Below are 18,245 nucleotides of genomic sequence, written 5' to 3' on the forward strand. Positions count from 1 at the left end.
CCCGACGGCGCTCGCTCTCGTGTCCACCACGGAGGTGAGGAATGGCCGGCGACCCGGAGGCGCTGCGGGCACTGCACCACGCCCACGCGGCACCGCTGTGGGCCTACGTCGTACGACTGACGGGCGATCGCTCGCGGGCCGAGGACGTCGTGCAGGAGACCATGCTGCGCGCCTGGCGGCGCGGGATCACCGACGTCGACGGCGGAGGCTCGGCACGGGCATGGCTGTTCACCGTCGCACGCAACCTGGTGGTCGACGAGGCCCGCAGCGCGCGGGCGCGGCACGAGTCCAGCAGCGACCGGCTGCCGGAGGCGTCGGTCGAGGACGAGGTCGACGCCCTCTTCGAGTCGCTGCTGGTGGCCGATGCGCTGCGGGCACTCTCGCAGGATCACCGCGCCGTCGTGCTCCGTGCCTACTACGGCCGGCTGACCGTCGCGGAGATCGCCGCCGAGCTGGCCATCCCGGCCGGAACGGTGAAGTCGCGCCTGCACTACGGACTGCGGGCGCTGCGCCTCGCGTTGCAGGAGAGAGGAGTGACCCGATGAGCGAGCACGAGCGGTACGCGGACTGGGACGGCGCCTACGTGGTGGGCGCGCTGGCACCCTCCGAGCGCGCCGAGTACGAGCGGCACCTCGACGGCTGCCTGCGCTGCCAGGACGCCGTCGCCGAGCTCGCCCCGCTCCCCGGCCTGCTCGCGCGCGTCGACCCCGACACGCTCGACTCGGTCGACGAGCTGCCGCCGGCCGACCTGGAGCGGCGCCTGATGGAGGCCGCACGGCCGCCGTGGTGGCGCCGTACGTCGTCGCGGGTAGCGCTCGGCCTCGCCGCGGCCGCCGCCGTGGTGGCAGCGGTCGTGGTGCCGATGCACCTGGGGCACGACCACGCCGCGGGCCAGGTCGCCGTGGCGCTGCGCAGCACCGCGGGCTCGAACCTGCCGCTGCACGCCGAGGTGGCACTCGCCCCCGAGCAATGGGGCACCCGGGTCGACATGACCTGCACCTACGCCGCCGCGGGAGGCGCCTACACCAGCCGCGCCTACGCCCTCTACGTCTACGACGCCGACGGGCACAAGGAGCGGGTCTCGACCTGGCGCAGCGGCCCGGGGGAGACCGCCCGCACCGCTGGGTCCACGGACCTGTCGCTGGGGGACATCACCCGGGTCGAGCTGCGCGACGTGGCCACCGACACGGTGCTCCTCTCCTCGTCCGCCTGAACCGAGGGGGCGGCTGCCTCGTGTGGGAGGCATGAAGCAGATCCTCTTCGCAGCAGTCGCCACCCTGGCTCTGGCCGGGTGCGGATCCAGCCACGACGGCACGGCCTCGGCCGGTGACGCCAGCCCCTCGGCGGGTCAGTCGAGCCAGTCGAGCCAGTCGAGCCAGCCCGGTGCTGGATTGAGCACCAGTGCCTCCTCGCTGGGCACCGTGGTGGTCGACACGAGCGGCCGGACGGTCTATGTCTACGACGCCGATACCCGGGGCGCCACCAGCAGTGCCTGCACGGGTGGGTGCGCGAGCGTCTGGCCCGAGGTCCCGGCCGGTGCCGTCGCTGCCGGGGTGAGCGGCAAGGTCGGCTCGATCACCGGTGTCGACGGCCGGCCCCAGGCGACCCTGGACGGGTGGCCGCTCTACTACTACGCCCACGACACCGCCGCCGGTGACACCAGTGGCCAGGGCGTCGGCGGAGTCTGGTGGGTGGTCTCGCCGGACGGTGACCGGATCTCCGGCGGCCCCTCGCCCACCGCCGGCGACGACGACGGTGACGACGACGGCACCGGTGGTTCCGGTCCGTCCGCCGTCGCCTCCGGCGGTGCGAACGCCGGGCAGGGCGGCATGGGCGGCTACTGATCGGCACGGCGGGGGGTACCGGTGCTCATGGACACGCTCCTCGACGTACGGGATCTGCCTCCCGTCCTCCCCGATCTCCACCCCCGCGACGGCTTCGTCGACTGCCGGGGCGTCCTGCACCGGTGGGACGAGGAGGACGACTGATGGCGGTGCTGCCCAAGCCGCGCGGTCCGTTGAGCGAGCAGATCCTCGCGGCCCTCGCCACCGAGGGCGACGTCGCCCGGATCGATCAGCAGGCCGGCGACCCGGAGGATGCGGCGCTGAGCCTGTGGGTCCTCTACGAGCTCTCCTACCGCGGGTACGACGGGGTGGACGACCGGCTGGAGTTCGACCCGGAGCTGGTCAGGGTGCGCCGGCGGCTCGAGGACGACCTGGAGGCTCGGCTGCGCGCGCGCTGGCCCGGCCGTCCGGAGGCCGCGTCGGACACCCGGTTCGCCGAGGCGTTCTTCGCGATGGTCGAGGCGGACGACGGCCCGTCGCTCGCCCGGTTCGTCCAGCGCCACGCGACCGCCGACCAGGCGATCGAGCTGTTGCAGCACCGGTCCCTGTACCACCTCAAGGAGTCCGACCCGGTCGCGCTGACGCTGCCCCGGCTCCCGTCGGCGGCGCGCGCGGCGCTGGCCGAGCTGCAGTACGACGAGTACGGCGGTGGCCGGCCCGAGCGGCTGCACGCGCACCTCTACGCCGAGGGGATGGCGGCTCTCGGTCTGGACGCGACCGAGGGCGGGTACGTCGACGAGGCTCCGGTGGAGGTGCTCGAGCAGAACAACGCGATGAGCCTCTTCGGGCTGAACCGTCGGTTGCGGGGCGCCTCGGTCGGGCACCTGGCCGCGTTCGAGGCGACCAGCTCGCTGCCCTGCCGCAAGATGTCGCAGGGCCTGGCGCGACTCGGCTTCCCCGCGGAGATCCGTGCCTACTACGACGAGCACGTCGAGGCCGACGCGGTGCACGAGCAGCTGGCCGCCCGGATGATCTGCGAGCCGCTGATCCAGGCCGAGCCCGAGACCGAGGACGACGTGTGGTTCGGCGCTTGGAGCTGCCTGGACCTGGAGAACCGCATCGCCCGGCACCTGCTGGAGAAGTGGGGAGTGGCATGAGCGCCGCCGACACCCGCCCGACGCCGGACGTGGTCCTGTGCGCCGGCGGTCCGATGCTGCTGCGCGGTGAGCACGTCGTGGCCGACGAGAACGGCGTCGAGCACGCCACCACCCGGCCGATCTCGGCGGTCTGCCGGTGCGGCAAGTCGGCTACCAAGCCGTGGTGCGACGGCACCCACAAGGTGATCCCGGAGCGCAACCGGCCCTGACCGCCGAGACGTCACCTTTCGCCGGTCGAGAGGTCACCTTTCGCGGGTCGAGTGGCCCGGGCGCGGGCCGAGGAGGCCATCCCGGCACAATGCCGGGATGGCACTGACCCTGATCACCGGTGGCACCCGCGGCATCGGCGCCGCCATCGCGGCGCGTCTGGCTGCCGCCGGTCACGACCTGGTCCTCGGCTACCGGTCGCAGGAGTCGGCCGCGGCCGAGACCGCCGCCGCCGTACGGGCCGCCGGCGTACGGTGCCAGACGGTCCGCGCCGACCTGACCGACCCGGACGGCGTGGAGACGCTGTTCGCCGCGGTGTCGGGCCGACTCACCGGCGTGGTCAACAACGCCGGTGCCACCTACCGCTACGCCCCGCTCGCGCAGACGCCCGTCGAGGAGGTCCGGCGTACGGTCGAGGTCAACCTGACCGCTCCGCTGCTGGTGGCGCGCGCGGCGGTGCTGGCGATGAGCACGGCGTACGGCGGGGCGGGCGGCGTACTGGTCAACATCTCCTCGGGTGCGGCCACGCTCGGCTCGCCCGGTGAGTACGTGCACTACGCCGCAGCGAAGGCCGGCGTCGACGCCTTCACCAAGGGGCTGGGGCTGGAGGTGGCCGACCAGGGCATCCGCGTGGTCGGCGTGGCACCGGGGCTGGTCGAGACCGAGCTGCACGCCGCGACGGGGGACGCCGGCCGGGTGGATCGGATGGCAGCCGCGATCCCGCTGCGACGGGCTGCCGCGGCCGGCGAGATCGCCGGTGCTGTGGCGTGGCTGATGAGCGACGAGGCCGGCTATGTGACAGCGACGACGCTGCGGGTCGCGGGGGGTCGGTAGGAAACTGAAGGCGACCGGCGGACTTTCTGCTCGCTTGTCCGCCGATCGCCTTCAGCTTCGTTCTCGTCGCTCCGCGCCGCCTTCAGTTTCCGCTATGACCAGCCCGGAGCAGCCACACCTCAGCCCGCCAACCGCTCCCACGCCCGGTGCTTGGCCAGCAGCCCGGCGACCTCGGTGAAGACAGCTGCGCCGGAGTCCCCGACCACGATCCCCGGAGCCGAAGGTGCCAGCCGGGCGGCCGTGAGGGCGGCGTCGCCGTCACCCCAGGCGCCGATCGCCTTGCCCTGCCGGAACACCTCGGTGAGGAGCAGCGAGATCCGCGGGTCCTCGACGTGGGCGCCGATCCCGGAGGCCAGCAGCACCGCGTCGAACTCGATCGAGCGCGCGGTGTCGAAGGAGCGCTGCAGTGGGATCCCGGAGGGCAGCATGCCGCCGGTCGGCCCGATCAGCAGCGGCACCAGGCCCGCGTCGAAGATCGCCGTACGCAGCGAGGCGATCTCGTCCTCGGGGCAGTCCGGGCACGTCACCACGCCGATCAGGCGGCCGTCGATCGGCCAGCTCTCGCCGACCATGGAGAGCACCGGGCTCGGGTCGGGGTCGACCAGCTCCAGGGTGGCGGCCGGTGCGGGCAGGCCGAGGTTGGCCGCCACCCGCTCGCAGAGCACGGGGTCGATGTTCGCCAGGGACTGCAGCTGCCGCTCCTTGATCACCTGCTCGTAGACCTTGCCGAGCTCGAAGGAGTAGGCCAGCACGATGTGGTCCTGCTCGACCGGCGTCATCGAGAGCCAGAACAGCCGCGCCTGGCTGAAGTGGTCGTCGAAGGACGCTGCCTGCCCGCGCGTCTTCGGACCGGCCGCGACCGGCACCGGCGCCTCGATGAAGGCATGCTCGTCGGCCCCGGCGTGGAAGGGACAGCCACCGTCGAGCGAGTTCGGCTTGTACGGCGCCACGCCGCGGTGCACTGCGTCCTGGTGGAAGCCGTCGCGCAGCATGTCGTTGACCGGCGCGTGGGCACGGTTGATCGGGATCTGGTTGAAGTTCGGGCCGCCGAGCCGGGTGAGCTGGGTGTCGACGTAGGAGAACAGCCGCGTCTGCAGCAGCGGGTCGTCGGTGACGTCGATCCCGCGCACCAGGTTGCCGACGTGGAAGGCGATCTGCTCGGTCTCGGCGAAGTAGTTCGACGGGTTGCGGTTGAGCACCATCCGACCGACCGGCTGCACCGGGGCCAGCTCCTCGGGCACGATCTTGGTCGGGTCGAGCAGGTCGATGCCGTGGAACATCTGCTCCGGGGTGTCGGGGAAGACCTGCACGCCCAGCTCCCACTCGGGATAGGCGCCGGACTCGATCGCGTCGTAGAGGTCACGCCGGTGCAGGTCGGGGTCGAATCCGGCCGCGAGCTGCGCCTCCTCCCAGGTCAGCGCGTGCACGCCGAGCTTGGGCTTCCAGTGGAACTTCGCCAGGGAGGTCTCTCCTGCGGCGTTGACCAGTCGGAAGGTGTGGACGCCGAACCCCTCCATCATCCGGTAGGAGCGCGGGATGCCGCGATCGCTCATGTTCCAGATCGTGTGGTGCTGCGCCTCGGTGTGCAGCGAGACGAAGTCCCAGAACGTGTCGTGGGCGCTCTGCGCCTGCGGGATCTCCCGGTCGGGGTGCGGCTTGCCGGCGTGGATGACGTCGGGGAACTTGATCCCGTCCTGGATGAAGAAGACGGGGATGTTGTTGCCGACCAGGTCGAAGTTGCCCTCGGTGGTGTAGAACTTCGTCGCGAAGCCGCGGGTGTCGCGCACGGTGTCGGCCGAGCCGCGCGACCCGAGCACGGTGGAGAAGCGGGTGAAGACCGGGGTCTCGACGTCCTTGTCCAGGAACGCCGCGCAGGTCACCTCGGCGGCGGTGCCGTAGCCGGTGAAGACGCCGTGCACACCGGCGCCGCGGGCGTGCACCACCCGCTCGGGGATCCGCTCGTGGTCGAAGTGGGTGATCTTCTCGCGCAGGTGGTGATCCTGCAGCAGCGTCGGGCCGCGCTCGCCGGCCTTGAGGGAGTGGTCGGTGTCGCGCAGCCGCGCGCCCACCGACGTCGTCAGGTACTCGCCCTGCTGGGCGTTGACCGCCTGGTCCTCGTTCGCCAGCGCACCGGTCGAGGTGCGCACCTGCGGGCCGGTCTGGTCGGGCTTGGGCGGCAGTGGCTCGCGGGGGGCGGTCGGCTCCTCGAGGCTCGGCGCCTCCGGAGCCGGTACGCCGGGTACGTTCTTCTCGGTCATGGGGATTCCTCCGAACGTCAGGGGTGGCGGGCCGTCAGGCCCGACGCTCCCCGTACCCGAGGGCCCGGTCGCTACTACAGCCGTCTCACCGATGCGCGTTACTCGCTCCGGTCGCGCCGCCGCCTTGTAACGCGGTGTCCGGCCAAGTTCTGCGGTGCTGCGACACCGCAGAACAGCACCGGACACCGCGTTACAGCTGAGCGGGCCCGCAGCACCAGCCGGCACGAGCCGCGTCCTACAGCGTCCCGGTCGCCACCACCGACTCCAGCACCGCATCCCAGTCCGCGAGGAACCGCCCCAGCCCGTACCGCTCCAGCGCGTGCGCCCGGGCCACGGCGCCGGCCTCCGCGGCCGCGCGCGGAGAGTCGACGTAGCGGCGGGCCGCCGCTACCAGCTCCGACCGGCTCGTGGTCACCACCCCGGCCCCCGCCGGTACGGCGAACGGCGCCTCGGTGGTGCCCAGGGCCACGACGGGCATGCCCAGCTGCATCGCCTCGATCAGCGACAGGCCCAGCGACGTCCAGCGGGCGGTGTGCACGTAGACCCGGCGCCGGGCCAGCTCCTCGTGCATCCGCGCCTGGGGGAGGTCCTCGAAGGTCACCAGGCCGGGCATCGGCGCCAGCAGCTCGACCCGCATGCCGAACACGTCCACGCCGACCGCCCCGCACAGATCCGCCAGCAGATCGGTCCCGACCGACCTGCCGCGGCGTACGGGGTCGTTGGTCACCACCGCCGCGCGGGCCAGCTCACCGGTGTAGCGCCGGCCCGGATCGACGACGCCGTGGTCGATCACCGTGGTGGGAGTCCCGGCCGGGTCCCACATGAGCTCGTTGAACCCGGTCACGTGCACGATCGGGATCTCCCGCTGCCCGGCGATCGGGTGCGGGGTGTCGGGGACGGCTCCCAGAGGCGTGTTGTGCTCGACGTACACCGCCGGCACGTCCCGGCCGGGTCGCCGCCCCAACCACGACGCGGCCAGGTCGCACTCGTGCGGGCGCTGGAGCACCACCAGGTCGACGGGCTCCTCGGCGAGGTCCTCGGGGGCGACCTCGCGGACGTTGGCCGGCCAGTCCCAGGTCCGCGCCCGGCCGAGCCCGTCGGGCCCCCGGTCCGGGGTGACGGGCATGACGTAGTCGTGGCCGCCCTGGACGAACGAGGTCGTCCAGGAGCCGTGCACGTGCCAGAGTAGGATCCTCACCGCGCCCCGGTAACCGCCGGTGGCGGTGCCAACCTGCGCCGACCCGCGCCGCCACCCGGGCCGCCACCCGCCCGCCGTCCTGCGCGGCGTTTGGTGAAGCGCTTCTTCGGCCACCTCGACCCCATGAGGGTTCTCGGTGTCAATGCGCTCTTCCATGACCCGAGCGCGGCCCTCGTGATCGACGGCGTCACCGTCGCGGCGGCCGAGGAGGAGCGCTTCTCCCGCCGCAAGCACGGCCACCGGCCGGTGCCGTTCGCCGCCTGGGAGCTGCCCGAGCTCGCGGCCCGCTGGTGCCTGGCGGAGGCGGGGCTCGAGCCCGGCGACCTCGACGCCGTCGCCTACTCCTTCGACGTCGGGCTCGCCCGGCCGGCCGACGACCTCGGGCTCCACGACCCGTGGGACCACCTCCGCCAGACCTACGCCCGGCAGGCACCCGACTTCCTGGCCAGCGCCCTGCCCGGGCTCGACCCGGCCGCCGTCCGGTTCGTCCCGCACCACGTCTCCCACGCGGCGTCCGCAGCGCTGGCCGCACCTCACGGACCCGTCGGCGGGGAGCCCATCGACGTCCTGGTCCTCGACGGCCGCGGCGAGTGCGCCAGCCACCTGGCCGGCAGCTACGACCCCGCCGGCCGGCTGACCACGCACCGCACCCAGGAGCTGCCAGACTCGCTCGGTCTGCTCTACGAGGACCTCACCGAGCACCTCGGGTTCCTGCGCTCCAGCGACGAGTACAAGGTGATGGCGATGGCCTCGTACGGCGAGCCGCGCTTCCTCGATGAGCTTCGCGAGCGGATCCGCCCCACCGGCGACGGAGGGTTCGGCACCCGGCGGATCGACTGGAACGCCCTGGCCAAGCGGCTGCAGCCGGGTGAGCAGTGGACCTCCGACCACGCCGACCTGGCCGCCAGCGTGCAGCGCCGGGTCGAGGAGGTGCTCCTCGAGCTGGCGATCTGGCTGCGCGAGCGCACCGGCAACACCTCGCTCGCGCTCGCCGGCGGGGTGGCCCTCAACTGCGTCGCCAACACGGTGCTGCACGCCGGATCCGGCTACGAGCACGTCTGGGTGCAGCCGGCCGCGGGCGATGCCGGCACCGCGCTGGGTGCTGCCCTGCACCTGGCCGCGTCCGGCGGCGAGACCCTCGCGCCCTGGCCCGGCGCCGACCTGGGTCGTGGGTGGTCGGAGGAGGAGATCGAGACGGTCCTGCGTACCGCCCGGGTGTCCTACGAGCGCCCCGCGGACGTGGCGGAGGCGGCCGCGGAGTGCCTGGCGGCCGACGGCGTGGTGGCGTGGTTCCAGGGCCGCAGCGAGTTCGGCCCGCGTGCCCTGGGGCACCGCTCTCTGCTGGCCCATCCCGGCCGCGCCGAGAACCTGGAGCGGCTCAACGACGTCAAGGGCCGCGAGCAGTTCCGACCGGTGGCGCCGATGGTGCTCGCGCACCGCGCCGGCGAGATCTTCGGTCGGGGGCCGCTGCCCTCGCCGTACATGCTCTTCGTGCACGACGTGGCCCCCGGGTGGCGCGACCGCATCCCCGCGGTCGTGCACGTCGACGGCACCGCCCGGATCCAGACCGTCGAGGTCGAGCACGAGCCGCTGCTGGCCCGCATGCTCGAGGGGTTTGAGCGGCGCACCGGGTTGCCGGTGGTGGTCAACACCAGCCTCAACACCGCCGGCCGCCCGATGGTCGACTCGCCCCGCGACGCGCTGGAGTGCTTCGGCTCGGCGCCGATCGACCTGCTGGCGATCGGGCCGTTCGCCGTGCGGAGGGCCGGCGCATGAGCGAGCCGACCACGATCGTCATCCCCACGCTGGCGCGCCCGAGCCTGGACGCGCTGCTGACGGCGCTGGCCGGCCAGAGCATCCCTGTCACGGCGTCGATCATCCTGGTCGACGACCGACGCGACCCGGGCGAGACGCCTCCGTCGGCGATCGAGCCGCCGACCGGCGCGGACCTCGACATCACCGTCGTCAGCGGGCGAGGCCTCGGGCCGGCCCACGCCCGCAACGTCGGCTGGCGCCACGCCCGCACGCCCTGGATCTCCTTCCTCGACGACGACGTGCTGCCCGATGCCGAGTGGTACGCCTCGCTGCTGACCGACCTCGAGGCCGCCGAGCAGGCCGGCGCCGCCGGCAGCACGGCCCGCGTGCACGTGCCGTTGCCGCCCGACCGCCGGCCCACCGACTGGGAGCGCGGCACCGCGGGGCTGGCCACGGCCCGATGGATCACCGCCGACCTGTCCTACCGGCGAGCGGCCCTGGCGGCGGTCGGCGGCTTCGACGAGAGGTTCCCGCGAGCCTTCCGCGAGGACGCCGACCTGGCCCTGCGGATCACCGAGGACCTGGGCGCCGTCATCGTCGAGGGCGAGCGCCGCATCACCCACCCCGTCCGCCCCTCCGACGACTGGGCCAGCCTGCGGCAGCAGGCCGGGAACGCCGACGACATGCTGATGGCGCGGGTCCACGGCGCCGACTGGCACGACCGGGCCGGTGAGCACGTCGGGCGCCGCCCGCGGCACGTGGTCATCACCGCTGCCGGAGTCCTCGCCGTCGGCGGGGCGCTGGCTCGCCGGGGCGCGCTGGCGGCCGTCGGCGCGACCATCTGGGCGGCCGGTACGGCGGAGTTCGCGTGGCGCCGGATCGCCCCGGGACCGCGCGACAGCGACGAGGTACGGCGGATGCTCCTGACCAGCATGGCGATCCCCCCGGCCGCCACCTGGCATACCGCCCGCGGCCTGGTCGAGCACCGGCACGCCGGCCGCTGGCGCGGGCTGCCGGAGCTGGTGCTGCTCGACCGCGACGGCACCCTGATCCGCGACGTCCCCTACAACGGCGACCCGGCGAGGGTGGTGCCGATGCCCGGTGCGCGCCGGGCCCTGGACCGGCTGCGTGCCGAGGGTGTGCGGCTGGCGGTCGTCAGCAACCAGTCCGGCGTCGCGCGCGGGCTCATCACGCCCGCCCAGGTGGAGGCGGTCAACGCGCGGGTGGCCGAGCTGCTCGGCCCCTTCGAGGCGTTCTACGTGTGCGAGCACGGCCCCGACGACGGCTGCTCGTGCCGCAAGCCGCAGCCCGGCCTGGTCAAGCAGGCGCTGGCGGAGGCCGGCGTCGTACCCGACCGGGCGCTGCTCATCGGCGACATCGGCAGCGACGTGGAGGCAGCGGCAGCGGCCGGGGTGAGGGCGGTGCTGGTGCCGACGCCGGTGACCCGAGCCGAGGAGATCGCGGCCGCTTCGCACGTCGCCCGGACGCTGGCCGAGGCGGTCGGCTCCGTCCTGGGTGCGACGACCGAGAAGGCCACCCGATGAGCACGCTCGCGGTCCGGCTGGACAGCCTCGGCGACCTGATCGTCACCGGCCCCGCCCTGCGGGCGCTCGCCCGGGAGGATGACGTCACGCTGCTCTGCGGCCGCCGTGGCCGTCCCGTGGCCGACCTGCTGCCCGGCGTCGGCCGGGTGCTGGAGTGGACCGCCCCCTGGATCGACCCGGAGCCCGAGCCGGTCGACCCCACCTCCGTCGCCGATCTGCAGCGGACCATCGCCGAGGGCGGCTTCGACCGGGCGCTGATCTTCACCTCCTTCCACCAGTCGCCGCTGCCGACCGCCCTGATCCTGCGTCTGGCCGGCGTGCCCTGGGTCGGCGCGATCAGCGTCGACTACCCCGGCTCGCTGCTCGACCTGCGGGTGCGGGACGTGCCCGACGATCTCCCTGAGCACGAGCGCGCGCTCAGGCTCGCGCGGGCCGCCGGCTGCGAGCTGCCCCCCGGCGATGAGGGCCTGCCTGCGCTCAGCGGGGTGCCGGAGCCCGATCCGGCCCTCGGGCTCGCCGCGCCGTACGTCGTGCTGCATCCGGGCACCTCGGTCCCGGCGCGCGCCTGGCCGGCCGAGCGCTTCCGGTCCGCTGCCGACCGGCTCGTCGAGCGGGGGCACCGGGTGGTGGTCACCGGCTCGGAGGAGGAGCGGATGCTGACCAAGTACGTCGCCGACGGCGTCGCGCTCGACCTCGGCGGCAGCCTCGACGTACCCGGCCTGGCTGCGGTGCTCGCCGGTGCCGCCTGCGTGGTGGTGGGCAACACTGGCCCCGCCCACCTGGCGGCCGCGGTCGGGACGCCGGTGGTCAGCCTGTTCGCACCGACGGTCCCCGCGGTGCGCTGGGCGCCGCGCGGTGCGCCGGTGACCCTGCTCGGGGACCAGGACGCGCCATGCCGCGGCACCCGGGCCACGACCTGCCCGATCCCCGGGCACCCCTGTCTCGCGGCGGTGACGCCGGGAGAGGTGGTCGACGCGGTGGAGGGTCTGTGCGGACGGCCCGGGAAGGAGCACCGATGAGAGTCGCTCTCGTCTCCGAGCACGCCAACCCCCTCGCCGCCCTCGGTGGCGCCGACGCCGGCGGTCAGAACGTCCACGTCGCCGCCCTCGCCGCCGGTCTGGCGCGGCTGGGGCACGAGGTTGTCGTCTACACCCGCCGTGACAGCCCCGAGCAACCCGCCCTGGTCGAGACCGAGGACGGGTACGTCGTGGAGCACGTCTCGGCCGGCCCCGCCCACGAGCTGCCCAAGGACGAGCTGCTGCCCCACATGCGCGAGTTCGGCGTACGGCTGCGGGACCGGTGGCGGCGTGAGCCGGTCGACGTCGTGCACAGCCACTTCTGGATGAGTGGGCTGGCGGCGCTGCAGGCGACCCGGGGCACGGGGATGCCGGTGGTGCACACCTTCCACGCCCTCGGCTCGGTCAAGCGCCGTCAGCAGGGCGACGCGGACACCAGCCCGCCGCAGCGGATCGACCTCGAGCGCCGGCTGTGTGACGAGGTCGACCACGTCATCGCCACCTGCAGCGACGAGGTCGCCGAGCTGGAGCGGCTCGGGCTGCCGAGGACCCGTGCGACGGTCATCCCGTGCGGCGTCGACACGCACCTGTTCCGGCCCGGCCCGGAACGGCCGCCGCCCCGGATCGGGCCGCGGCAGCGGCCGCACCGGCTGCTGGTGGTCGGCCGGATCGTCACCCGCAAGGGCATCGGCAACGTGATCGAGGCCGTCGCCCAGCTGCCGGACGTCGAGCTGATCATCGCCGGTGGTCCGCCGCCCCACCGCTACGAAGCGGATCCGGAGGTCCAGCGGCTGCGCGAGCTGGTGGACGACCTGCGGCTCGGCGATCGGGTCGTGCTGACAGGCAGCGTCGAGCGCGCCGAGGTGCCTGCGCTGATCCGGGTCAGCGACGCGGTCGTCACCGTGCCCTGGTACGAGCCGTTCGGCATCGTCCCGCTGGAGGCGATGGCCTGCGGGCGGCCCGTGGTCGGCACCGCCGTCGGGGGCCTGCTCGACACCGTGGTCCCGGGCGTCACCGGGGAGCTGGTCCCGCCGCGCGAACCCGCCGTCCTGGCCAGCACCCTGCGCGAGCTGCTGGACGACGCCGACCGGTGCCGGCGGTACGGCGAGGCGGGCCGGCGTCGCGCGGTGGAGCACTACGACTGGAGCACCGTGGTGGCCGACACGGCCGCCGTGTACCGCTCGCTGAGCGCGGACGCCCTCGCGACAGGAGCCGCCCGATGACCCCCTGCGACCACGCCCACCTCGCCGAGCTGCGCAACGCCCTGGCCGACTTCGAGCCCTGCGTCGACATCGCCGACCGCTGGGGGCGCCGGCTGGCGGCGGTGCTCGAGGGCGGCGGTCGACTGCTGGCGGCCGGCAACGGGGGCAGTGCGGCGCAGGCCCAGCACCTCACCGCCGAGCTCGTCGGGCGCTACCGCGAGGATCGTCCGCCGTACGCCGGGATCTGCCTCTCCGCTGAGACCTCCTCGCTGACAGCGATCGTCAACGACTACCCGGCCGACGAGCTCTTCGCCCGGCAGGTCGAGGCGCACGGGCGGCCGGGGGACGTGCTCGTGCTGATGTCGACCAGCGGCCGCAGCCCCAACGTCGTCCAGGCCGCCCGACGCGGCCTGGCACACGGGCTGCAGGTGTGGGCCTTCACCGGCCCGCTGCCCAACCCGCTGGCCGACGTCGCCGGTGAGGCGCTGGCCGTCGAGGCGGCCTACACCGCCACGGTGCAGGAGCTGCACCTGGTCGCGCTGCACATCCTGTGTGCCGGGTTCGACGACGCCCTGGGCGTCGGGGCCGACGCCGAGCGCACCGTGGAGGTGCTGCGGTGATCGTGGTCGCCGGCGACGCCCTGCTCGATGCCGACCTCACCGGCCGGGCGGCGCGCCTGATGCCTGAGGCGCCGGTGCCGGTGCTCGATGAGCTGGAGGAGGTACGCCGGCCCGGCGGCGCGGCCCTGGCGGCCGCACTGGCCGCACGCGACGGCGCCGAGGTGGTGCTCGTCGCGCCGATCGCCGAGGACGAGGCCGGCGAGCAGCTGCGCACCGAGATCGAGGCGTCGGGGGTGGACCTGATCGCCGTGCCGACCTCGCGCGGCACCGCTGTCAAGCGCCGTGTTCGCGCGGGCGGCCAGTCGCTGCTGCGGTTGGACAGCGGCGACGGCCCGCACGGCACCGGCCCGGACGGCACCGGCCCCGACGGCATCGGTGAGCTGCCGGCCGCGGCGACCGAGGCGCTGCGAGGGGCCTCGGGCGTGCTGGTGGCCGACTACGGCCGGGGGATCACCGCTCACCGCGAGCTGCGCTCGGTGCTGGCGGGTCTGCCGCGGCGCACCCCGATCGTCTGGGACCCGCACCCGCGCGGCGCCGCCCCGACCGCCGGGATGCGGCTGGTCACCCCCAACGAGGCCGAGGCCGGGGCGGCCGGCCCCGGGCTGGCGGCACTCGCCGACCGGGCGGCCGAGCTCGTCGGCATCTGGCGTTGCGAGGCGGTCGCCGTCACCCTCGGCGCCCGCGGCGCCCTGGTCTCGCGCGGTGAGAGCTCACCGTCCGTCATCCCCGCGCCGCGCGTCGACCCGCTCGACACCTGCGGTGCGGGGGACCGGTTCGCCGCCTCGGCGCTGCTTGCGCTGGCCGGCGGGGCCCTGACGATCGAGGCAGTGCAGGCGGCGGTCGAGGAGGCAGCCCGCTTCGTCGCGCAGGGCGGTGCCGCCGCCGTCGGTCGGCGCGAGCATCACGACCCGGCGTCCCGCGACGTCGACGGAGGGTGGGAGGTCGTCGAGCGCGTCCGGGCGGCCGGCGGCACGGTGGTCGCCACCGGCGGCTGCTTCGACCTGCTCCACGCCGGTCACGTCGCCACCCTCGAGGCGGCCCGGGCGCTGGGGGACTGCCTCGTGGTCTGTCTCAACTCCGACGACTCGGTGCGCCGGCTCAAGGGCCCCGCACGGCCGTTGATCCCCGCCGTCGATCGGGCCCGGGTGCTGGCGGCGTTGACGCCGGTCGACGCGGTGCTGGTCTTCGAGGAGGACACCCCGGTGGAGGCGATCCGGACGCTGCGCCCCGACGTGTGGGCCAAGGGCGGTGACTACGCCGGGGCCGAGCTGCCGGAGGCGGCGCTCCTGCGCGAGTGGGGTGGCCAGTCGGTGGTGCTGCCCTACCTGCGCGGTCGCTCGACCACCCGGATCGTGGAGACCGCGCGCACCCGATGACCGGAGGGGCGTTCACCGACGCGGAGACCCCACGCGTCCTGGTCTATCGCGCGATCGGACTGGGCGACCTGCTCACCGGCGTGCCGGCGCTGCGGGCACTGCGCGCCGCGCTCCCCGGCCGGTCGATCGTGCTGGCGGCGCCTGCCGCACAACGGCCCCTGATCGAGCTGGTCGACGCCGTCGACGCCCACCTGCCGACCGCCGAGCTGGCGCCGGTGGCCTGGGAGGGCCCGCCGCCCGAGGCGGCGATCGACCTGCACGGCAACGGTCCCGCCTCGCGGCGCCTGGTCGAGGCGCTCGGCGCGGCGCGGGTGATCGGCTTCGACCTGGTGCCCGGCAACCCGGCCTGGGACCCCGATGAGCACGAGCGCGGCCGGTGGTGCCGCCTGGTCACCGTGGCCTTCGGCGGTACGGCGGATCCCGACGACGTACTCCTCGCCCGACCGGCACCGCCGCCACGCGGCGCCGGGGCGGTGCTGATCCATCCGGGGGCCGCCTCCGGTGCCCGACGCTGGCCCGCCGAGCGCTTCGCGGCGGTGGCACGACGGCTGGCGGCCGACGGGCACGAGGTGCTGATCACCGGCTCCGCCGACGAGCGGCCGCTGGCCGCCGGCGTGGCGGGTCGGGCCGGACTCGGAGCCGAAGCGGTGCTCGCCGGAACCACCGGCTTGGGCGAGCTGGCGGCGCTGGTCGCGACGGCCGGGTTGGTGGTCTGCGGCGACACCGGGATGGCACACCTGGCCTCGGCCTTCGGCACCCGCTCGGTGGTGCTGTTCGGCCCCACCCCGCCTGCGCGCTGGGGCCCGCCGCCCGGCCCGCACACGGTGCTGTGGCACGGCACCGGGGTCGGGGATCCGCACGCCTGCGATCCGGACCCGGCGCTGCTGCGGATCGATGTGGAGGAGGTGCTGGAGGCGGCCAGCCACCCGGGCACCTGACGCTTTCCACCCTGCCGCACCGGGAGGCCGAGAGAGGTCCGGCGCCTCAGCCGAGCACGTCCTCCATCCACCGCACCGTCCGCTTGAGCCCCTCCTCGACGCTCATCCGCGGCTCCCAGCCGAGCAGCTCCCGCGCGCGCTGGAGGTCGGGGCGACGGACGCGCGGGTCGTCCTCCGGCAGCGCGACGTGCTCGACCCGCGCCCGTGAGCCGGTCAGCTCGATGATGGTGTGGGCGAGTGCCAGCATGGTGGTCTCCTGGTCGTTGCCCAGGTTGATCGGGCCGGCCAGGTCGCAGCAGGCCAGCCGCACCAACCCGTCCACGGTGTCCTCGACCCAGCACAGCGACCGGGTCTGCGAGCCGTCACCGGCCACCGGCAGCGGCCGGTCGGTCACGGCTGCTCGGACGAACGCCGGCACCACCCGGCCGTCGTCGATGCTCATCCGCGGCCCGAAGGTGTTGAAGATCCGCGCGATGCCGACATCGACGCCGTGCGTGCGCCGGTAGGCCATCGCCGTCGCCTCGGCAAATCGCTTGCCCTCGTCGTAGACGCTGCGGGGCCCGATCGGGTTGACGTGGCCCCAGTAGTCCTCGCGCTGCGGGTGCTCGAGCGGGTCGCCGTACACCTCGGAGGTCGAGGCGAGCACGAACCGTGCGTCATGCCGGCGGGCGAGCTCGAGGGCGTTCACGGTGCCGGTGCTGGCCACCCGCAGCGTCTCCAGCGGCAGTCGCAGGTAGTGCACCGGGGAGGCCGGGCAGGCCAGGTGCAGGACCGCGTCCAGCGGCCCGGGATCGGGTACTCCGTCGGACACGTCGGCCTCGACCACGTGGAAGCGTCGCTGCGCGGCGAGGTGGGCCACCTTCTGGGGCGAACCGGTGGAGAAGTCGTCCACGCACCACACCTCGACCCCGTCGTCGAGCAGCCGCTCGCACAGCCAGGACCCGACGAAGCCGGCGCCGCCGGTGACCAGCACGCGCGCGAGGCTCCTCATCTCGGGTAGGTCTCGTTGCGCAGCGTGATCACGGCACTCTGCAGCACCGCCTCGGGCGGCAGCGTGACCGCCGTCCGGATCAGCCCGGCCACGATCTCGGGATCCATCATCCGCTCGGGCGGCAGACCCCACTGGTCCATCATCGGGGTGGCCATCGCGGCCGGGTTGATGGCGCTCACCCGCACCGGCCAGGACCGCTCGCGCGCCTCGGTCTGGAGCACCTCGGTGAACTTGAGCAGGGCGGCCTTGGAGGAGTTGTACGCCCCCGCCCCGGCGCCGACCGTCAGCGCGCTGATCGAGACGACGCAGGCGATGTCGGCCAGGCCCGGGTAGCCCAGCCGCCCCCGCACGAAGGCCCGGCTCAGGTACATCGGTCCGTGCAGGTTGACCCCGAAGACCCCGTGCCACTGCTCGTCCTCGATGTCGACCACGTCCGAGCCGCGGTCGGTGCCGGCGTTGTTGACCAGCAGGTCGAAGCGGTCGCCGTACCTCTCGAAGGCGTCGGCGACCACCGCGTCGACCGCCGCCCGGTCCGACACGTCGAGCCGCACCGTCTCGGCCGAGCCGGCATCGCCCGTGACCTCCTCCACCGTCCGCTGGGCCGACGCCTCGTCGATGTCGGCCACCAGCACGTGGGCTCCTTCGCGGGCGAGCAGCCGGGCCGTGGCGCGGCCCAGTCCGCTGCCGCTTCCGGTGACGAGGGCGACCCGATCCGCCAGCGTCATCAGCCCACGGCTGCGATCGCGTCTCGGACCCGGTCGATCATCGAGGCGAACGGTCCTGTCATCAGCTGCGCGGTGCGGTTCCCGGCCACCGAGGGGTGCGGGTGCGTGGGTCCGAGCGCCGCGGCCGCCTTGAGCTTGGTGCCCATCCGCCGCCGCTCCGCCTCGTCGCAACCGGAGATCACCTGCGGGAACTCCTCGGCCTCCTCGGCCTCGGCGTGCTCCACCACCGCCTGCTCGAAGGCGGCGAGCTGGACGTCGAAGTCGGCGTCCTCGACCGACATCTTCTCCAGCTTGGCGAGGACGACGTTGGCCTCCTTCTCCTCCTCGTTGCGGGCCAGCGCGACCCGCTCTCCGGCGATCTTCTCGGTCACCGGCCGCAGCACCAGCTCCTCGCCGGTCTCGTGGACCGCCAGCAGCGCCCGCAGGGCGTCGAAGGCATCCTTCTTCTCCTCACCGGTAGCGCTCTTGACCTGGTCGAACAGGTCGCGGATCCGGGCGTGCTGCTCGAGCAGCATCCCGATCGCGTCGCCGTCGGGCAGTGCCTGGGCCTTGGCCCGGTCCTCGTTCGCGTCGCCCATGTCGTCCTCCTGGGGTGGGATGTGCAGGTACCGACCTGGCGCGAGTACCCAGGGGCTGGACG

The 18,245-nt window shown here is 74.1% G+C and carries 18 protein-coding genes; 13 read left to right on the plus strand and 5 right to left on the minus strand.

Annotated elements, in window-relative coordinates; genetic code table 11:
• Positions 1 to 41: 41 nt before the first annotated feature.
• The 6 genes from P5P86_RS04045 (at position 42) to P5P86_RS04070 (ending at position 3,982) form a co-directional block, all read left to right on the plus strand.
• Complete coding sequence (locus tag P5P86_RS04045; protein ID WP_280610003.1) at positions 42 to 545, plus strand: sigma-70 family RNA polymerase sigma factor; 504 nt, start codon at positions 42 to 44, stop codon at positions 543 to 545.
• Positions 542 to 1,213 carry an anti-sigma factor family protein gene (locus P5P86_RS04050; protein WP_280610004.1) on the plus strand — a complete coding sequence of 224 codons (672 nt, stop codon included), beginning with the start codon at positions 542 to 544 and terminating at the stop codon, positions 1,211 to 1,213. Before P5P86_RS04045 ends, P5P86_RS04050 begins: the two co-directional genes overlap by 4 nt.
• Positions 1,214 to 1,244: 31 nt before the next feature.
• Positions 1,245 to 1,844, plus strand: coding sequence for a lipoprotein (locus P5P86_RS04055; protein WP_280610005.1), 600 nt, complete (start codon positions 1,245 to 1,247; stop codon positions 1,842 to 1,844).
• Between the two features lie 143 nt (positions 1,845 to 1,987).
• A complete protein-coding gene (locus P5P86_RS04060; protein WP_280610006.1) occupies positions 1,988 to 2,941 on the plus strand; it encodes an iron-containing redox enzyme family protein in 954 nt (317 codons plus the stop codon).
• Positions 2,938 to 3,150 carry a CDGSH iron-sulfur domain-containing protein gene (locus P5P86_RS04065; RefSeq protein WP_280610007.1) on the plus strand — a complete coding sequence of 71 codons (213 nt, stop codon included), beginning with the start codon at positions 2,938 to 2,940 and terminating at the stop codon, positions 3,148 to 3,150. The genes P5P86_RS04060 and P5P86_RS04065 overlap by 4 nt, the downstream gene beginning before the upstream one ends.
• A gap of 97 nt (positions 3,151 to 3,247) precedes the next feature.
• Positions 3,248 to 3,982 carry an SDR family oxidoreductase gene (locus P5P86_RS04070; protein WP_280610008.1) on the plus strand — a complete coding sequence of 245 codons (735 nt, stop codon included), beginning with the start codon at positions 3,248 to 3,250 and terminating at the stop codon, positions 3,980 to 3,982.
• 119 nt (positions 3,983 to 4,101) lie between these two features.
• Here the strand turns inward: P5P86_RS04070 and P5P86_RS04075 are convergent, their stop codons facing one another.
• Both P5P86_RS04075 and P5P86_RS04080 read right to left on the minus strand, forming a co-directional pair.
• Entirely contained in the window at positions 4,102 to 6,240 is a 2,139-nt protein-coding gene (locus P5P86_RS04075) for a catalase (protein ID WP_280610009.1), read from the minus strand.
• 235 nt (positions 6,241 to 6,475) lie between these two features.
• On the minus strand, positions 6,476 to 7,438 hold the full coding sequence (locus tag P5P86_RS04080) for a glycosyltransferase (RefSeq protein ID WP_280610010.1): 963 nt from the start codon (positions 7,436 to 7,438) through the stop codon (positions 6,476 to 6,478).
• Between the two features lie 123 nt (positions 7,439 to 7,561).
• On the opposite strand from P5P86_RS04080, the gene P5P86_RS04085 reads away from it, so the two are divergent.
• Genes P5P86_RS04085 through P5P86_RS04115 form a run of 7 tightly spaced genes read left to right on the plus strand, consistent with a single transcriptional unit; the run spans position 7,562 to position 15,889 of the window.
• A complete protein-coding gene (locus P5P86_RS04085) occupies positions 7,562 to 9,214 on the plus strand; it encodes a carbamoyltransferase family protein (protein WP_280610011.1) in 1,653 nt (550 codons plus the stop codon).
• Positions 9,211 to 10,737, plus strand: a complete 1,527-nt coding sequence (locus P5P86_RS04090) for an HAD-IIIA family hydrolase (protein ID WP_280610012.1) — start codon at positions 9,211 to 9,213, stop codon at positions 10,735 to 10,737. The genes P5P86_RS04085 and P5P86_RS04090 overlap by 4 nt, the downstream gene beginning before the upstream one ends.
• Positions 10,734 to 11,756 carry a glycosyltransferase family 9 protein gene (locus tag P5P86_RS04095; RefSeq protein ID WP_280610013.1) on the plus strand — a complete coding sequence of 341 codons (1,023 nt, stop codon included), beginning with the start codon at positions 10,734 to 10,736 and terminating at the stop codon, positions 11,754 to 11,756. Before P5P86_RS04090 ends, P5P86_RS04095 begins: the two co-directional genes overlap by 4 nt.
• Complete coding sequence (locus P5P86_RS04100; protein WP_280610014.1) at positions 11,753 to 12,976, plus strand: glycosyltransferase; 1,224 nt, start codon at positions 11,753 to 11,755, stop codon at positions 12,974 to 12,976. The genes P5P86_RS04095 and P5P86_RS04100 overlap by 4 nt, the downstream gene beginning before the upstream one ends.
• Entirely contained in the window at positions 12,973 to 13,575 is a 603-nt protein-coding gene (locus P5P86_RS04105) for a D-sedoheptulose-7-phosphate isomerase (protein WP_280610015.1), read from the plus strand. The genes P5P86_RS04100 and P5P86_RS04105 overlap by 4 nt, the downstream gene beginning before the upstream one ends.
• On the plus strand, positions 13,572 to 14,951 hold the full coding sequence (gene rfaE2 / locus P5P86_RS04110) for a D-glycero-beta-D-manno-heptose 1-phosphate adenylyltransferase (RefSeq protein ID WP_280610016.1): 1,380 nt from the start codon (positions 13,572 to 13,574) through the stop codon (positions 14,949 to 14,951). Before P5P86_RS04105 ends, rfaE2 begins: the two co-directional genes overlap by 4 nt.
• Entirely contained in the window at positions 14,948 to 15,889 is a 942-nt protein-coding gene (locus tag P5P86_RS04115) for a glycosyltransferase family 9 protein (protein ID WP_280610017.1), read from the plus strand. The genes rfaE2 and P5P86_RS04115 overlap by 4 nt, the downstream gene beginning before the upstream one ends.
• A 46-nt stretch (positions 15,890 to 15,935) precedes the next feature.
• On the opposite strand, the gene P5P86_RS04120 is transcribed toward P5P86_RS04115, so the two are convergent.
• From P5P86_RS04120 to P5P86_RS04130, 3 genes are read right to left on the minus strand one after another with little or no spacing between them, the layout of a single operon-like run.
• A complete protein-coding gene (locus tag P5P86_RS04120; protein WP_280610019.1) occupies positions 15,936 to 16,880 on the minus strand; it encodes a UDP-glucuronic acid decarboxylase family protein in 945 nt (314 codons plus the stop codon).
• Positions 16,877 to 17,605 (minus strand): SDR family NAD(P)-dependent oxidoreductase, encoded by a 729-nt coding sequence (locus P5P86_RS04125; protein ID WP_280610020.1) that lies wholly within the window; start codon positions 17,603 to 17,605, stop codon positions 16,877 to 16,879. Before P5P86_RS04125 ends, P5P86_RS04120 begins: the two co-directional genes overlap by 4 nt.
• A complete protein-coding gene (locus tag P5P86_RS04130) occupies positions 17,605 to 18,183 on the minus strand; it encodes a hemerythrin domain-containing protein (protein WP_280610021.1) in 579 nt (192 codons plus the stop codon). The genes P5P86_RS04125 and P5P86_RS04130 overlap by 1 nt, the downstream gene beginning before the upstream one ends.
• Positions 18,184 to 18,245 lie beyond the last annotated feature (62 nt).

This window comes from Nocardioides sp. BP30 (assembly GCF_029873215.1).
Classification (GTDB): domain Bacteria; phylum Actinomycetota; class Actinomycetes; order Propionibacteriales; family Nocardioidaceae; genus Nocardioides.

Excerpts from the sequence above, each read along its gene's own strand:
- P5P86_RS04045 (WP_280610003.1), top strand. The coding sequence starts at position 42 with ATGGCCGGCGACCCGGAGGCGCTGCGGGCACTGCACCACGCCCACGCG.
- P5P86_RS04050 (WP_280610004.1), top strand. The coding sequence starts at position 542 with ATGAGCGAGCACGAGCGGTACGCGGACTGGGACGGCGCCTACGTGGTG.
- P5P86_RS04055 (WP_280610005.1), top strand. The coding sequence starts at position 1,245 with ATGAAGCAGATCCTCTTCGCAGCAGTCGCCACCCTGGCTCTGGCCGGG.
- P5P86_RS04060 (WP_280610006.1), top strand. The coding sequence starts at position 1,988 with ATGGCGGTGCTGCCCAAGCCGCGCGGTCCGTTGAGCGAGCAGATCCTC.
- P5P86_RS04065 (WP_280610007.1), top strand. The coding sequence starts at position 2,938 with ATGAGCGCCGCCGACACCCGCCCGACGCCGGACGTGGTCCTGTGCGCC.
- P5P86_RS04070 (WP_280610008.1), top strand. The coding sequence starts at position 3,248 with ATGGCACTGACCCTGATCACCGGTGGCACCCGCGGCATCGGCGCCGCC.
- P5P86_RS04075 (WP_280610009.1), bottom strand. The coding sequence starts at position 6,240 with ATGACCGAGAAGAACGTACCCGGCGTACCGGCTCCGGAGGCGCCGAGC.
- P5P86_RS04085 (WP_280610011.1), top strand. The coding sequence starts at position 7,562 with ATGAGGGTTCTCGGTGTCAATGCGCTCTTCCATGACCCGAGCGCGGCC.
- P5P86_RS04090 (WP_280610012.1), top strand. The coding sequence starts at position 9,211 with ATGAGCGAGCCGACCACGATCGTCATCCCCACGCTGGCGCGCCCGAGC.
- P5P86_RS04095 (WP_280610013.1), top strand. The coding sequence starts at position 10,734 with ATGAGCACGCTCGCGGTCCGGCTGGACAGCCTCGGCGACCTGATCGTC.
- P5P86_RS04100 (WP_280610014.1), top strand. The coding sequence starts at position 11,753 with ATGAGAGTCGCTCTCGTCTCCGAGCACGCCAACCCCCTCGCCGCCCTC.
- P5P86_RS04105 (WP_280610015.1), top strand. The coding sequence starts at position 12,973 with ATGACCCCCTGCGACCACGCCCACCTCGCCGAGCTGCGCAACGCCCTG.
- P5P86_RS04115 (WP_280610017.1), top strand. The coding sequence starts at position 14,948 with ATGACCGGAGGGGCGTTCACCGACGCGGAGACCCCACGCGTCCTGGTC.
- P5P86_RS04120 (WP_280610019.1), bottom strand. The coding sequence starts at position 16,880 with ATGAGGAGCCTCGCGCGCGTGCTGGTCACCGGCGGCGCCGGCTTCGTC.
- P5P86_RS04125 (WP_280610020.1), bottom strand. The coding sequence starts at position 17,605 with ATGACGCTGGCGGATCGGGTCGCCCTCGTCACCGGAAGCGGCAGCGGA.
- P5P86_RS04130 (WP_280610021.1), bottom strand. The coding sequence starts at position 18,183 with ATGGGCGACGCGAACGAGGACCGGGCCAAGGCCCAGGCACTGCCCGAC.